16 protein-coding genes are annotated in these 14,165 nt (G+C 45.0%); 12 read left to right on the top strand and 4 right to left on the bottom strand.

The genetic code is table 11. The annotated features are described in order from the left end of the window. Positions 1–5 precede the first annotated feature (5 nt). The 12 genes from edd to J2W69_RS04030 all read left to right on the top strand — a co-directional run bounded on the left by edd (position 6) and on the right by J2W69_RS04030 (position 9,999). Entirely contained in the window at positions 6–1,838 is a 1,833-nt protein-coding gene (gene edd / locus J2W69_RS04085) for a phosphogluconate dehydratase (RefSeq protein ID WP_310274810.1), read from the top strand. Beyond that, entirely contained in the window at positions 1,831–2,799 is a 969-nt protein-coding gene (gene glk / locus J2W69_RS04080) for a glucokinase (protein ID WP_310274807.1), read from the top strand. Before edd ends, glk begins: the two co-directional genes overlap by 8 nt. Positions 2,800–2,803: 4 nt before the next feature. After that, positions 2,804–3,460, top strand: a complete 657-nt coding sequence (locus tag J2W69_RS04075; RefSeq protein WP_310274805.1) for a bifunctional 4-hydroxy-2-oxoglutarate aldolase/2-dehydro-3-deoxy-phosphogluconate aldolase — start codon at positions 2,804–2,806, stop codon at positions 3,458–3,460. Positions 3,461–3,840: 380 nt separating this feature from the next. Then, complete coding sequence (locus tag J2W69_RS04070; protein ID WP_310274803.1) at positions 3,841–4,548, top strand: hypothetical protein; 708 nt, start codon at positions 3,841–3,843, stop codon at positions 4,546–4,548. A 143-nt stretch (positions 4,549–4,691) separates the two neighbouring features. After that, positions 4,692–4,979 (top strand): CopG family ribbon-helix-helix protein, encoded by a 288-nt coding sequence (locus J2W69_RS04065; protein WP_310274802.1) that lies wholly within the window; start codon positions 4,692–4,694, stop codon positions 4,977–4,979. Continuing rightward, positions 4,976–5,257, top strand: a complete 282-nt coding sequence (locus J2W69_RS04060) for a type II toxin-antitoxin system RelE/ParE family toxin (RefSeq protein ID WP_310274800.1) — start codon at positions 4,976–4,978, stop codon at positions 5,255–5,257. The genes J2W69_RS04065 and J2W69_RS04060 overlap by 4 nt, the downstream gene beginning before the upstream one ends. Positions 5,258–5,339: 82 nt before the next feature. Further along, entirely contained in the window at positions 5,340–5,816 is a 477-nt protein-coding gene (locus tag J2W69_RS04055) for an AAC(3)-I family aminoglycoside N-acetyltransferase (protein ID WP_310274797.1), read from the top strand. Beyond that, positions 5,809–6,195 carry a hypothetical protein gene (locus J2W69_RS04050; RefSeq protein WP_310274796.1) on the top strand — a complete coding sequence of 129 codons (387 nt, stop codon included), beginning with the start codon at positions 5,809–5,811 and terminating at the stop codon, positions 6,193–6,195. Before J2W69_RS04055 ends, J2W69_RS04050 begins: the two co-directional genes overlap by 8 nt. Before the next feature lie 438 nt (positions 6,196–6,633). Next, the gene (locus J2W69_RS04045; protein ID WP_310274794.1) at positions 6,634–7,506 is read left to right on the top strand and encodes a hypothetical protein; all 873 of its coding nucleotides are present in this window, start codon (positions 6,634–6,636) and stop codon (positions 7,504–7,506) included. A gap of 25 nt (positions 7,507–7,531) precedes the next feature. Continuing rightward, positions 7,532–7,975 carry a nuclear transport factor 2 family protein gene (locus tag J2W69_RS04040; protein ID WP_310274792.1) on the top strand — a complete coding sequence of 148 codons (444 nt, stop codon included), beginning with the start codon at positions 7,532–7,534 and terminating at the stop codon, positions 7,973–7,975. 183 nt (positions 7,976–8,158) lie between these two features. Then, a complete protein-coding gene (locus J2W69_RS04035; protein WP_310274790.1) occupies positions 8,159–9,004 on the top strand; it encodes an acyl-CoA thioester hydrolase/BAAT C-terminal domain-containing protein in 846 nt (281 codons plus the stop codon). Positions 9,005–9,696: 692 nt separating this feature from the next. Then, a complete protein-coding gene (locus tag J2W69_RS04030) occupies positions 9,697–9,999 on the top strand; it encodes a hypothetical protein (RefSeq protein ID WP_310274788.1) in 303 nt (100 codons plus the stop codon). 43 nt (positions 10,000–10,042) lie between these two features. On the opposite strand, the gene J2W69_RS04025 is transcribed toward J2W69_RS04030, so the two are convergent. The 4 genes from J2W69_RS04025 to J2W69_RS04010 all read right to left on the bottom strand — a co-directional run bounded on the left by J2W69_RS04025 (position 10,043) and on the right by J2W69_RS04010 (position 14,098). After that, positions 10,043–10,321, bottom strand: a complete 279-nt coding sequence (locus J2W69_RS04025) for an energy transducer TonB (protein WP_310274786.1) — start codon at positions 10,319–10,321, stop codon at positions 10,043–10,045. A 294-nt stretch (positions 10,322–10,615) separates the two neighbouring features. Continuing rightward, positions 10,616–11,311, bottom strand: coding sequence for a response regulator transcription factor (locus J2W69_RS04020; protein ID WP_310274784.1), 696 nt, complete (start codon positions 11,309–11,311; stop codon positions 10,616–10,618). Continuing rightward, positions 11,308–12,612, bottom strand: coding sequence for a sensor histidine kinase (locus J2W69_RS04015; RefSeq protein WP_310274782.1), 1,305 nt, complete (start codon positions 12,610–12,612; stop codon positions 11,308–11,310). The genes J2W69_RS04020 and J2W69_RS04015 overlap by 4 nt, the downstream gene beginning before the upstream one ends. Before the next feature lies 1 nt (position 12,613). After that, positions 12,614–14,098 (bottom strand): TrkH family potassium uptake protein, encoded by a 1,485-nt coding sequence (locus J2W69_RS04010; protein WP_310274780.1) that lies wholly within the window; start codon positions 14,096–14,098, stop codon positions 12,614–12,616. Between the last annotated feature and the right edge of the window lie 67 nt (positions 14,099–14,165).

The raw sequence follows: 14,165 nt of genomic DNA, 5'->3' as shown, positions 1-14,165 counted from the left end.
TTAACATGAATCCGGTTATACAACAGGTCACAGACAGAATAGCGGCACGCAGCGAAAAAAGCCGTGCGCTTTATCTGCAGCGGATGGAACAGGCCCGTGCCAAGGGGCCGCACCGCGGAGCTTTGGCCTGTGGCAATCTGGCTCATGGTTTTGCAGCTTGTTCCACTCAGGAAAAAACTGATTTACGCAGCTTAACTAAAGCGAACATCGGTATTATTTCTTCTTACAACGATATGCTTTCTGCACACCAGCCTTACGAAGCTTACCCGGCCATTATCAAAGCCGCTGTGGCTGAAGTCGGTAGTGTGGCGCAGTTTGCCGGTGGCGTACCTGCTATGTGTGATGGTGTGACTCAAGGTCAGCCAGGCATGGAGCTTAGTTTATTAAGCCGCGACATTATTGCGATGTCTGCAGCTGTTGGCCTGTCGCACAATATGTTTGACGGCGGCATGATGCTGGGTATTTGTGACAAGATAGTACCGGGTTTATTAATGGCCGCTTTAAGTTTTGGTCATTTACCTTTTGTGTTTGTGCCAGCAGGCCCTATGCCATCAGGTATTCCAAACAAAGAAAAAGCCCGTGTTCGTCAGTTGTATGCTGAAGGCAAAGTAGGTAATGAAGAGTTATTAGATTCAGAATCTGCTTCTTACCACAGCGCCGGCACTTGTACTTTCTACGGTACTGCTAACTCTAACCAGTTAGTGGTTGAAGTCATGGGTCTGCATTTACCTGGTTCTTCTTTCGTAAATCCTGGCACGCCATTGCGTGATGAACTGACTAAAGCTGCGGCTCGTCAGGTGACGCGCTTAACAGACTTAGGCACCGATTATCTGCCTATCTCTCATATAGTTGACGTGAAAGCTGTAGTGAACGGTATTGTGGGTTTACTTGCAACTGGTGGTTCTACTAACCACACCATGCACTTAATAGCTGTAGCCCGTTCTGCTGGTTTTATTGTGAACTGGGATGACTTTGCAGAGCTTTCGCATGCAACGCCACTTATTACCAGAATTTACCCTAACGGACAGGCTGATATTAACCACTTCCAGCAGGCTGGTGGTATGGCGTATTTAATCCGTACTTTATTAGACAACGGCTTGCTGCATGAAGATGTAAATACAGTAGCTGGCCCTGGTTTACGCCGTTATACCCAAACTCCGGTATTGCAGGACAGCAAATTAGTATGGATTGATGGCCCAACTGAGTCTTCTGATTTAACAGTTTTGGCTGATGCCGCTAAACCATTTAAAGATCACGGTGGTTTGCAGGTGTTATCCGGCAACGTAGGCCGGGGTGTAATTAAAACTTCAGCGCTGCGTGAAGGTACTGAAATAGTTCAGGCTCCTGCTGTTGTATTTTCCAGCCAGCATGAATTAGATGCGGCTTTTAAAGCCGGTGATTTAAATAAAGATTGTGTAGTGGTCGTGCGTTTCCAGGGCCCTCGTGCCTGCGGTATGCCAGAGCTGCATAAACTGACGCCTCCACTTGGTGTATTACAAGACCGGGGTTTCCATGTGGCTTTAGTCACAGACGGTCGTATGTCGGGCGCTTCAGGTAAGGTGCCTGCTGCTATCCACGTCACACCGGAAGCGGTAGACGGTGGCGTAATAGCCAAAATCCAGACCGGTGATATGATGCTGGTGGACGGTATTAACGGCGTGCTGAAAGTAATGGTTTCTGATGAAGAGCTGGCTAAACGTGAAGCTGCAACCCGTGATATGAGCGACAGTCATTGGGGCATGGGCCGCGAGATGTTTGGCGGTATGCGTATGGTGATCACTGGTGCAGAACAAGGGGCTTGCAGTCTGTTTAACACAGAGGATCAGTACCATGGCTGATATCCAGTTTGCTATTGTTGCTGATATTGGTGGCACTAACGCACGTTTTAGCCGTGTTGATTTAGAAACTCTGCACCTGGATAACGTTGCCGTTTATCCTTGTGCTGATTTTGACACCCTGGCCGACGCTTTGCAGTTTTACCGCGAGCAACAAGGCCTGACGGCTATCCGCCATGTAGCTTTGGCCATTGCCTGCCCAGTGACAGGTGGTTTTGTCAAAATGACCAACTTTCACTGGCAGTTTTCTGTAAGCAGCATGAAAGCCGATTTAGATTTAGCCGAGTTTATCGTGCTGAACGATTTCACTGCTGTGGCCATGAGCTTACCTGCGCTGAAATCTACTGAACTGGTGCAAATTGGCGAAGGCCATGCCGATCAGTTTAAACCTATGGCGGTGTTAGGTGCCGGCACAGGTTTAGGTGTAGCGCATTTAATTCCAACAGCTTTAGGTTATGTGCCATTACCGGGCGAGGGCGGTCATGTCGACTTTACCGCTCAAACCGAACAGGAATGGTTTATTCAGAAATTTTTAGCCAATAAATACGGCCATGTCAGCCCTGAGCGTTTGTTATCAGGCCCTGGTCTGGAAGATTTGTATCTGGCGATCGCCGCTTTTAACAACAAAGTAGTTGAGCCCTTAAACGCTGCTCAGATTGCAGGTAAAGCTTTAGATGGCAGCTGTGCCTTATGCAAAGCCGTTATCGAACAGTTTTTTGCCAGTTTAGGTGGTTTGGCAGGGGATTTAGCCCTGACATTAAGCACCTTTGGCGGCGTTTTTGTCGCTGGTGGTATTACCCCCAAATTATTGTCGCTGATGAATCAAAGCGAATTCAGAAGCAGATTTGAAGCAAAAGGCCGGTTTACAGATTTTAACCGCCGTATTGCAACTTTTGTCGTCACTGCAGAGCAACCAGGTTTAACCGGCTGTGCAGTCTACTTAAAACAACATATGGCGAGTTAACACTATGGCATTTGAAAATTGGCAACTACAACCTGACGTTTTGTTCGCACAAGGCCCTGTGGTGCCCGTCATTGTGATCAAAGATTTAGCAGACGCTGTTCCTATGGCGAAAGCCTTAGTAGCAGGTGGCATTAAAGTACTGGAAGTGACTTTACGTACTCCTGTGGCTTTAGATGCAATACGTTTATTGGCCATTGAAGTGCCTGACGCCATAGTAGGCGCTGGTACTGTCACTACAGCCAAACAATTGGAAGAAGTGATAGCAGCAGGCGCTCGTTTTGCGATTAGCCCGGGTTCGACCCGCGAGTTGCTGCAAGCAGGCAAAGACAGTGTGATCCCATTAATTCCAGGCATTGCCAGTATTTCTGAATTAATGGAAGGCACAGCAGTAGGCTACACCCACTTTAAATTTTTCCCGGCGGAAGCAGCAGGCGGCGTAAAAACCTTAAAGTCTATCCACGGCCCATTCTCTGATATACGTTTCTGCCCAACAGGCGGCATTAACGAGAAAAACTTCAAAGAATACTTAGCCTTACCCAACGTACGTTGCGTAGGCGGCAGCTGGATAGTGCCAGACGATGCTATTCAAAACAAAGAATGGCATAAGATCACAGAGCTGTGTTTAGCGGCTGTGGAAGAAGCGAAGACAGTGCAGAAGTAAGAGCTTTTGTGTAGTTTTATCTGATGTAAGGAACCCGGCTTTGGTCGGGTTTTTTTATGGTTTTTTGAAACCATGGAAAATTAACTGAACCGATTCTTAGCAGAGTAGAGCAAGGCTGAGTACAACTATATGACCTCCAAAAAGTACTGGAAAAAATGACAGTGGTATATCCTGAGTAAAAATATGAAGAACTAGCGTACTGCTTGTATAGATTTTGTCGGCCATATTTTGGTAATTTCAGAAAATGTTGTTGAAATAGAGGTACATCAGCGTTAATTTGGTATGAGTGGAAATCAGGAAAGAAGGCAGAACAATGTTCGACTTGCGGGCAGTCTGCCTTTGAAAATGGATTGTTATGTTTCAAAAGGAGATTTGCGAACTTGAATAGGACTCTATCCACAATAGGGGTACTTTGTACTGTATTCGTCTTTGCTTCTTGTGCTCCTGTTCCAAGAGATTTCTATAAGCCTGCTTATCAAGGGGGGAGTCTTGTTTCCAGAGGATGCGGAAGTTCTGGACCACAAGACACAATTAAAATATTGCTAGAATCAGGAGTTGAAGTTCAGATAAGGGCGTCTAGTGGTGACAGTCATCCTGAATTAGCCAATTTTTATTTGGATGCGAGTCTAACTGCGGCAGAAGGTGCGGAATTTCAACTACTTACTGATTACATCATAGTAAAAGACAATAACTCTCCTAATCACTGGAAATTAAAGGTTAATTACTTATCAACGAATAAAGAAAATTATCCAGGCCCTAAGAGCTTGATCATCGACAGGACATTTAATGGGCTTAGTCCTGAGCAGGTTGATAGAGTGAAAGAGTCTGATTCGGAATCAGGCTATATTAGCGTCCCTGTTTTATCGAAACTGAACGGGAAAACACATTCTTATGAGGTCGCTTTCGGTAGGAAACGATATTTCGATACAGGCATGTCGTTTTCAATACATACGAGTGAAATCAAATCAAGATTAGAAAGCTTCTCTATTTTCTACCCTGAGATTGTTATTAATGGTAAGAGGGTTGTCCTTGGAGAGGTTCGGTTTGATCGGGTTCAATACATAGGTATAGACCTGCTAAATTGTTGAAACATAACAAGCACCATCAACAATGCGCCCGTTGGGCGCTCGACTTGCAACAAGTTGCTCGCGTTTGTGGCTGGCGTTAAATTGCTTTTCAAGCGCATGCTCACTACAATGTATTACATTGTTTCTGGTTGAAGGAGTTTATCATGAGCGTTACTACAGTTCGATTACAGGCTGATGTTGAGCATCAATTGGAAGCTATTGCGAACAAACTTCATCGTACTAAAGGGTGGGTAATCAACCAAGCTCTATCGGAGTACATTGATAAGCAGAATTTAGAGCAAGATCGCTGGCAACAAACCCTGGATGCAATGGAATCAGCTACCCAGGGAAAAGTGGTTGATGTGAGTGAGGTACACAGCTGGTTAAGTAGTTGGGGCACAGGAAATGAGCTGGATGCACCGAGGCCTGATTTTGAGCGTCATCAGAAGTGAAGTTAGTTTATACCATTGAGGCTATTGAAGATTTAAAGCGTTTGCGGGAGTTTATCGCGGTTCATAACCCAACGGCAGCCAATAGAATAGCGGGTGAGTTGATTGCCAAAATTGAGTTGCTGCCAGAATTTCCGAAAATAGGCGCTCCAGTTCAAATGGCACCAGTACCTGAAGACATACGCGATATGGTTTTTGGAAAGTATATTGTTCGTTACTCACTGCATACCAAAACGATCATTATTCTCAGGGTATGGCATGGACTTGAAAATGAGCGATAACAATTTAACAAGTTACTGCACCGGAAAAATTACTCGCTGGCGCTCCCAATTTTCCGGTGTGTAACGCGTTAGGAGCGAGCGAATGCCAGTCAAGATTATCCATCTCAGTAAAAATGACGTTGTTTTATTGCAATCTATAAATGCGATGTTCGGTGAGGTATTTGATGACGAAGTAAGCTACTCCAGCAACAAGCCTTCGTCAATCTACCTGCAAGCATTGCTTAGCACAACTCACTTTATTGCGCTTGCTGCCGTTGATGGAGAGAAAGTGGTAGGTGCTATCGCTGCGTATGAACTGAAGAAGTTTGAACAGGAAAGAAGCGAAATATATATCTATGACCTCGCGGTAATTTCGACTTTTCGCAGAAAGGGCGTTGCCACGGCCCTTATCCAAGAGCTAAAGGCTGTTGGCGCTGCACGCGACGCGTACGTGATCTACGTTCAAGCCGACAAAGGCGTAGAGGATCAGCCAGCTATTGAATTGTATTCAAAACTGGGCACCATCGAGGATGTATTCCACTTTGATATTGCAGTTGAGAACGACAGCAACAATGCCTGACAATGCACTGCTGCCGGACAAATTTTCCGCTGCGCTCCGAATTTGCCGCAGAGTGCTGCGTTATATGCCCGCTCCGAGCCCAATGCCCCCCAAAGTTTTGTTGATTCTGATGGTATTGAGTTTCAGTGCTTTTAGTAGTGATTTGACTACAGAAAAAGCCTCCTTGGCTGGAATAAATTGGCTTGAGACACTTAACTTTGACACTAAAGAATTTACTGTTGATGCAAAGTGCGATGTCAATGAATGCAAAGTTGACGTTTATCCGATAGTTATGGATAGGGGAAGTAAAAGTATCCGGGGTTGCCTGGAAAAAGTTTGCGCGACGCTCAGATATTCACTGAAAGACGATGAAATCATTGATGTAGTTCATTGGCGGTAGCAATGCGGGCATATAACAAGCCGTTAAACGAATAACAATTGGCGTCAAGTCTTGCCCCTTGCCCCGATCTTTTCGGGCCAGAGCACATTAGTAGTGGCAAATAGATTAGCGATAAATTTTTGTTAGTTTTCCAATTTTTTATTCTTTTTTGTTTGATTCTGATTTATAGGGGCACAGGGCAAGACTTGCCCCCAAAAATGATAATCGCACTGCATCAAGCCGGAAGAAATGCTTTATCCCGAATGCCCACCCTCTGGTCACAACAGGTTGGAGACACAAGCATCAGCGGCCCAAGCTCGGCTCATCTTAATCAGGGCAACCATAACGAAACTCTCAGTATGAAAACAAGCTTCAATAGGGTGGCGATATGTGTACTACTTTAAAGCCTGTTTAATTAAGTTGAGCGCTATATCAACCACATTTTAATAAGGATATGTTATGAAGCGTATTTATATGTCAGCGGCTCTGGTGTTTTCAGCTTTATTTGTCGTTGGCGAAGGTTACGCAGAAAACGGATCTCCAGTGCTAACAGGCCCTTACCTTGGGCAAAAGCCACCAGGTTCAACGCCAGAAATTTTTGCATCAGGCATTGTTTCCACTGAAGGTTGGGAAGTGAGTGGAGTATTCACGCCTGAGCTCAATGAGTTTTATTTCATTCGAGATAGCAAGGACAGCGAAAAGCAAGAAATGGTTGTTTTTATAAATACCAATAATCAGTGGCATGAATCAGTTGTTTCGCCAAGGGTGGGAACCCCTTTAATCGCGCCAGATGGTAAAACCATGCATTTGGGTAAACGTTACAAGGAGCGCACCGAGACTGGCTGGTCTGAAGTGAAGAAGCTGGGTGCTCCTTTCGACACATTGCCTATCATGCGCCTTACAGCGTCTTCAAAAGGAACTTATTTTTTTGACGAGTTCAAAAAGGATTTCACTGGATCAATTCGCTATTCACGGCTAGTGGATGGAAAATATGAAGAACCCAAGTTGCTGGGGAAAGAGATCAATAGTGGAAAAAGTTTTCATCCCTTCATAGCCGCAGATGAATCTTATCTGATATTTGATAGTAAAAGAGAAGGAGGTTATGGCGACTCAGATCTTTATATCAGCTATCGACAGCAAGATGATACATGGGGGGAAGCCATTAATTTAGGCGACAAAATAAATACCGAAGGCTGGGAAGCAATGGCCAGCGTAACATCGGATGGTAAATATCTTTTTTTCAATCGAAATATGGCTCCGGGCAACCATGAAAACGTAGACATATTCTGGGTAGACGCACAATTTATTGAAACTCTCAGACCCAAGCAGTAAACCATATAACAAATAAGGATAGCTTATGAAATCACTTGTTCTCTCTGTTGCGTTACTTTTCGCCTTTCATTCAATTCCTGCAAAAGCACAAAGCACCGATGCAGAGCTTATCCAACAAGTGGTCCAATCGGCTTACATCGATGGGTTTGCGAATCTGGTTGATATCTCTGCCATGGAGAAAGGCTTTCATCCATCATTTGAAGTGTTGCGGTTAAAGGACGGCAATGTCGAAAAAACACCTATTGCTCACTGGATTGCCGGTGCCAAAAAACGTGTAGAAAACGCCGCCGGAGCAGCACCAGAAATCATTTATACCGGAAAATATTTGCAGCTTGATGTTACAGGTTCTGTTGCAGTATCCAAACTGGAAGTGTACAAGTCAGACAAACTGGCTTATACGGATTATCTGAGTTTGTACAAGTTTGATGAAGGCTGGCGCATCGTTTCAAAAGTGAGCCATAGTCACTAATTTTTGTGGCGTTTACCTATTTTCAAACAACTCAGGGGCTGGACATGGATCTTGCCTCTGATTTTCGTGGGGCTTAAGCTGTAAGACAATAGACGTAAAGCTTAAATACCTGAGGAGGCCCAGCTTTGTGCTCTGGGTTAACCGATATAAATAGTAACTAAAACATATAAACGGAATTAAAAAATGTTAAATAGCATCATCAAATCTGGCTTCGTTGTTTTCATGTCCATTAGTTTTGGTATCAATGCTTCACCCCGTATTCTCAGTATGGAAAAAGATGGTGCTGTAGGTAAGTATTACCCAGCCTCGTCCCCTGACAAAAGGGTCGGTGTTTTGGTGCTCGGAGGCTCTGAAGGTGGACACCCGGAACTGCTTGCTAAAGCGGTCGTTGACGCAGGTTACCCTACATTAGCTTTAGCCTATTTTAACGCTCAGGGTTTAGCTCCTGAATTGGAGCGGATCCCTTTAGAATACTTTGATCAGGCCAAAACATGGCTGCAACAGCAGCAAAACGTGAAATCAGATGAGCTGATTGTTGTAGGTTGGTCAAAAGGCGCTGAGTTGGCTTTGTTACTGGCGTCTAAGGATAAACAAATCTCACGGGTTGTGGCCATAGCGCCAAGTTCTGTAGTGTGGGCAGGTATATTAAAAGACTGGACCAAAGTGCCGGCATCAAGCTGGACACATCAAGGACAAGAGTTAGCTCATGTTCCCTTTAAACCATCCGGCCCGGTAAACAGCTTGTTGGATCTGTATAAGCAGTCATTGGCGAATAGAGCAGATCAAGACAAAGCCACTATCCAGGTTGAAAATATTGCTGCCAAAGTAGTGCTGATGACAGGTGAGAAAGATGAAATATGGCCATCGCCACAAATGGCAGAAGATATATGCAGCAGAATGAATCTAAAGCAGCACGATAGCTGTGAACACTTGAACTACGAGGGTTTGGATCATTTACTGGATAATCGATTTCTGGACAAAAATGATGTCTTAAATCAAACCTTTACCACTAAGCTGAATGGTGAATAGCTAGCACAGGCTACCAAAGTTTACGGCGCAGCTGTTTTGAGAGTCATAAATAAAGTGAATATTTGCATATTACGTGAGGAAGCTCTCTTAATCAGACGTAAAATAGAGTTTATTTCAAATAGTGATTCACTCTTTTTCAATCCTGATTTTCCCGTCAATGCCTGCAAACATGCTTCTCAATTGTACTGCTACCATATGAGGCTTAAAGGTTATGTTAAACCAATGAGCCTTGTTTTCGGTATTTCGAGAATGCGAGTTGGTGAAGTTGGGCATTGGTGGATTGAAAGTGAAGGCGTCTTAATTGACCTAACGGCGGACCAATTTAACGTTATTAGTGATAACGAGCTTAGTTATAAAATTAGGGCAAAACGTCAATATCTTCCAGTTTACTGTTGCTTGATAGAAAAGGCTCCTCATTCTAAGGTCTTCAACTTAGTTCCGAAAGAGCGGTGGACGTGGAATATTAACGAAATTAATGAAACATATGTCGAAGATTTAGAGCTCTTATATGGTCGTCTGAATCTGTAAAACGGTCAGAATCAAAACGTCATCATTACACAACGATATTTAGTCACTGTCGAAGGAACCAAAGCTGCACAATTAAAGTTACTTTATTGTTAATAAATCCCTGCATCTAGTGGCCGTTTTTCTATACTTATAGCAGTGTCTGTTAAAGCTGGAGGGGGCTTAGCATGGAAAACACCATAGAACTGATACAGATAATACTTATCGGCTTATGTCTTTATCTCTTATCTATGCATTTGGAATACAAAAAGCATTTTTTTATGCTGCAGGCCAAGCTGGATATGTTGTTAAAACAACAAGGGCTGGTTTTTGACTGGTTAGAACAATTGCCGCCTGAAGCGCGGCAACAGCTGTTGCAACTGAAAGAAAAAGACGGTATTCAGCTGATACGGCAGCATACAGGCCTGGGGTTGATGGATGCCAAAGTTTTGCTGGATGACTACAAACAAAAACATGCAGCCAATTCATAGCTGCATGGCGGTGGCTTGGTCAGTGGGTGGTGTCGGCAAAGTGCTATTCGCTGCACTCTAGTTGTGCTTGCTGCTGACAACGCGCTTCGGCTTCAGCTAAGGTGGTACCACCCATACAAAAATCCAGTCTCATAATTTTTTCTTCGGCACTGTCTGCTTTGCCTGTTGTATTATGCCACTGCCATTTTTTGATCACCTTGGTGGCACCTTTGGCTATACCTTTTGCCGGAACCGAGTTCATCAGTTCAACACTTTCGGTTTCACCTTCTTTATCAATAATGACCTTAAATACTGCACAACCCGCGACACCTTTTCTTGCCATATCGACAGGATAAAGAGGGGGGCCGGATTAACTCTGGTCCACAAGGCTTCATGCTGCTGTGGTTTTAACTCAGTTAAAATGCTGTAACCGTAGTTCATTTGTGCAGCACTTAGTGCGGTGCTTAGGGTCATGGAGAACAGGGCGAGGCTAAGAGTATGTAGTTTCATAAACAGTCCTTGAGTATCAAAGTTGCCTTAAAGGGCCTCTCCGGGGTTCCTATGATTTATCTTGTTGAATAAACTAAAGAATAATTAACTTTGCGTCAACATAATTTCCCTGGACACAGCCAGCTGTTTATTCACAAAGCCGATACCCCACACCAGCTTCAGTTTTCAGGTGTTTGGGCGCTGAGGGCCTGTCTTCCAGTTTTTGTCGTAGCTGCGCCATATGGACGCGAATGTATTCGGGCCTGTCCTGATAATGTTCGCCCCATACCTGCTGTAAAATCTGATTATGGGTTAATGCAGAGCCTAAATGCCGCACCAGCAGCAGTAAGATATCGTATTCGGTTTTGGTGAGATGCACAGGTTCACCAGCTTTGGTCACCAGCCGCTGCACCGGATCTAACTTGATATTGGCAAAAGCTAATGGACTGGCGGTTTTTTGTTGTTGCCGCAAGGTGGCTCTGATCCTTGCTAAAAGCTCAGCTGAGCTAAAAGGTTTAGTCACATAGTCATTGGCGCCACTATCCAGCGCCTGAACTTTGTCCAACTCTTTGCCCCGGGCTGATATCACAATAACAGGCACTTCAGACCAGGAGCGTAGCTGCTGCAGCCATTGAATGCCATCCATATCGGCTAAACCTAAATCCAGTAAAATCAAATCAAAACTATGTTCTTTGAGTAAAGCAAAGCCTTGTTTACCCTGAGCATGGATCAAACTCTGATAGCCCTGACTATCCAGCAGGGTTTGTAAAAAGCTTTGCAAGCCGGTGTCGTCTTCAAGCACCAGCAAACGTACAGGCTGCGTTTTTTCAGCGCTGTTATTCATCGTGGCCACTCCAATACCGCCGTTACATGCTGTGAATTGTGCTGTAATTCAAAACTACCCTGATGCAAACCAGCCACAGCCCGGCAAATATTAACCCCCAGGCCATGGCCTTTATCCCGCTGTGACGGGGCTTGGTCATTCAGGGCGTTTGTCAGCCGGATATAAAACTGCGAGCCGTTGTGTCCCATCTGTAACTCAAAAGGGGCCGCGCCATGATACAAAGCATTTTCCAGCATATTTGCCAGCGCAATTTCCAGTAACTCCAAATCACCGTGCAAAGATGCTGCTGCGCTGCAGTGCAAAGACGCGCTTAATTGTGTGGCTTTATCGCCTCGTCTGGCCAAAGCGCCGGCCACCAAGTCGTCTGAACTAAAATTCGTTAACTGAATATGATGCCCTGTCAGTTGGGCTTTGCTCAGCTCCAGCACTTTCTCAAAATGCTGATTTAAGATCTGGCTTTGCTGGTAAATATTCAGCGCCTGCTGCTGACGTTGCTCTGTACTGAATTGCAACTCTGGATCGGCCAGCATGCTGGATGACCCCATAATAGTGGCCAGTGGTGTACGCAAGTCGTGCGACAGGGAGCGTAGCAGCATAGTTTTTTGTTGCTCTAACTGGGCTTTTACTCTGTCTTGTTGAGCTTTTTCACTCAATTCCAGCCGGGCGTAACTTTGGGCCAATAAAGACTGAGCTGTATGTAATAAAGTGGGATGGCTGATCAGAAAAGCAGATGGCACCAGGATCCAGGCTGTGGCAGGAGAGCCAACAGCTAAAACCGAATGATCGGCTGTGGATTCAGGCTCTGCTGTGGTAATTACCTGAACAGAAGCTCCTAAGCGGCGGCTTAATAATTTGGAGGTGTAATCACATTGTTGTTGCCAGTTCTGCCTTTGGCCTAAACCTTTGGCCAGCATATACATGCCACGGGTTTGTGACATGGCATAACGTAAACGTTTTAACTGTTGTTTGGATTGATCAGACAACAGGCTGATTAATAAACCCAAAACCACCATCACCACAAAGCTGATAAAAAAACTGGCATCGTGCACATCAAAAGTGTAATAGGGCGGTACAAAACACCAGTTCAGCACTAACACTGAAACCAGCGTTGTGATCGCTGCCCAGCGCCAGCCATAGTGCTGCGCCTGCCATGCTACCCAGAGCAATTGCAGCATGGCAACGTCTGTTGGGCTTATCCAGTTGCGCAGCGGTAAACAGAGCAGCACTATCAGCAGCGGGGCTAACAAAGTGCCAGCCAGCTCCGGCAGATAAGAAAATGAAACACGCCGTGCTTTTGCCATTTCAATAGCGCCAGTAAGAGGGAGTAAATAAAATCAGTAAGGTCAGAATTTCCAGTCGTCCCATCAGCATACCTAAACTCAGCCACCATTTTGCTGCATCTGGTAAAGTCGCAAAGTTACCGGCAGGACCAATAATGCTGCCAAGGCCTGGCCCTACGTTCGCTACTGCAGTTGCAGCGCCAGTGATTGCAGTGACTAAATCCAGTTCGCAGAAGGATAACGCCATCGCAATAAAGGCTATGGTAGCAAAATAAATAAAACAAAAGGCCAGCACGTTACCCAATAGCTGATCATCTACTTTTTTACCGCCGTAACTCTGGCTCCAGACTGCTTTGGGATGCACCAGCAATTTTAACTGTTTCACCAGTAACATTGCGGCGAGCTGCATACGGAATATTTTTAAACCACCTGAAGTTGAACCAGAACAGGCGCCGGCAAAGGTCAGGTAAAAAAACAGCATAATGGCCATATTGCCCCACAATGTATAGTCTTCTGAGGCATAACCACAAGTAGTGATTATAGAGACTACATTAAACAGGCTGTGGGTGAGGGCATCAAACACAGCTCTGTCATTATGCACCACCTGATACACAGTCAGCAGCAGGCTGCAAAATGCCACTATGGCTAAAAACGCCCGTACTTGCGGGTCTCGCCACAATGAGCTTTTATCGCCTTTGGCGAAGCTGACAAAAAGCACAAAAGGCATAGCGGCCAGCATCATAAAAAAACTACTTAACCAATAAATTTGTGGCAGATTTTTAAACTGGCCAAAAGACGCATCGTAGTTGGCAAAACCACCAGTGGCCACTGTGGTCATGGCATGAGTCACAGCATCAAAGCCATTCATGCCCGCCAGATAATACGACACCATAGCGCATAAAGTTAATACCAGGTAGACAGAACCAATAGCGGCGGACAGGGTAGAGCTGCGGGGCAAAATTTTATCTGAGGTATCGGAGTTTTCGGTTTTAAATAATCGCATACCACCAATTTTTAGCGCAGGCAAAATGGCGATGGCCATCACTATAATGCCTATACCCCCTATCCAGTTCAGTACGGCGCGCCAGAACAAGATACCTTTTGGCATAGTGTCCAGGCCTGACAATACGGTAGAACCCGTGGTGGTGACAGCTGAGACTGTCTCAAATACGGCATTGGAGATACTGATGTCCGGCACTATCAACCACAAAGGGATAGCCGAAAACACACACAAAGACAACCAGCTTAAGGTGGTGAGTAAAAACAACTGGCGATGTTTAATATCTTTTGCTTCGCGGCCTTTGTACATCAGGCTATACCCCACAGCAGCAGTAAAAAGTGCAGAGCCAAGAAAAACCCAGAAGCTACTTTCGTTATAAAGAATAGAAACTGCCATAGCCACCAGTTTGACGGCCGACAACAGCAACAATAAATGCCCAAGCACCCGGTACATCAAATAACGACTTGAGCTTTTTACTGCAGAACCCAACACCAAAGTGGCGGCCATAGAATTTTATCCGGCGTGAAACAACAGCCAAATTTTATAGCTTTGGGTTAAGGCGGGTTATAAAGAT

The sequence above is a fragment of the Rheinheimera soli genome (genome assembly GCF_031457405.1).
GTDB lineage: Bacteria > Pseudomonadota > Gammaproteobacteria > Enterobacterales > Alteromonadaceae > Pararheinheimera > Pararheinheimera soli_A.
The sequence above is the reverse complement of the archived record's forward strand: the minus strand, read 5'-3'. Positions and strand labels throughout refer to the sequence as shown.

Coding starts and splice junctions, on each gene's coding strand:
- J2W69_RS04045 (WP_310274794.1), top strand. CDS start 6,634: ATGAAGCGTATTTATATGTCAGCGGCTCTGGTGTTTTCAGCTTTATTT.
- J2W69_RS04040 (WP_310274792.1), top strand. CDS start 7,532: ATGAAATCACTTGTTCTCTCTGTTGCGTTACTTTTCGCCTTTCATTCA.
- J2W69_RS04025 (WP_310274786.1), bottom strand. CDS start 10,321: ATGGCAAGAAAAGGTGTCGCGGGTTGTGCAGTATTTAAGGTCATTATT.
- J2W69_RS04065 (WP_310274802.1), top strand. CDS start 4,692: ATGAGCGTTACTACAGTTCGATTACAGGCTGATGTTGAGCATCAATTG.
- edd (WP_310274810.1), top strand. CDS start 6: ATGAATCCGGTTATACAACAGGTCACAGACAGAATAGCGGCACGCAGC.
- J2W69_RS04050 (WP_310274796.1), top strand. CDS start 5,809: ATGCCTGACAATGCACTGCTGCCGGACAAATTTTCCGCTGCGCTCCGA.
- J2W69_RS04010 (WP_310274780.1), bottom strand. CDS start 14,098: ATGGCCGCCACTTTGGTGTTGGGTTCTGCAGTAAAAAGCTCAAGTCGT.
- glk (WP_310274807.1), top strand. CDS start 1,831: ATGGCTGATATCCAGTTTGCTATTGTTGCTGATATTGGTGGCACTAAC.
- J2W69_RS04020 (WP_310274784.1), bottom strand. CDS start 11,311: ATGAATAACAGCGCTGAAAAAACGCAGCCTGTACGTTTGCTGGTGCTT.
- J2W69_RS04035 (WP_310274790.1), top strand. CDS start 8,159: ATGTTAAATAGCATCATCAAATCTGGCTTCGTTGTTTTCATGTCCATT.
- J2W69_RS04075 (WP_310274805.1), top strand. CDS start 2,804: ATGGCATTTGAAAATTGGCAACTACAACCTGACGTTTTGTTCGCACAA.
- J2W69_RS04015 (WP_310274782.1), bottom strand. CDS start 12,612: ATGGCAAAAGCACGGCGTGTTTCATTTTCTTATCTGCCGGAGCTGGCT.
- J2W69_RS04055 (WP_310274797.1), top strand. CDS start 5,340: ATGCCAGTCAAGATTATCCATCTCAGTAAAAATGACGTTGTTTTATTG.
- J2W69_RS04030 (WP_310274788.1), top strand. CDS start 9,697: ATGGAAAACACCATAGAACTGATACAGATAATACTTATCGGCTTATGT.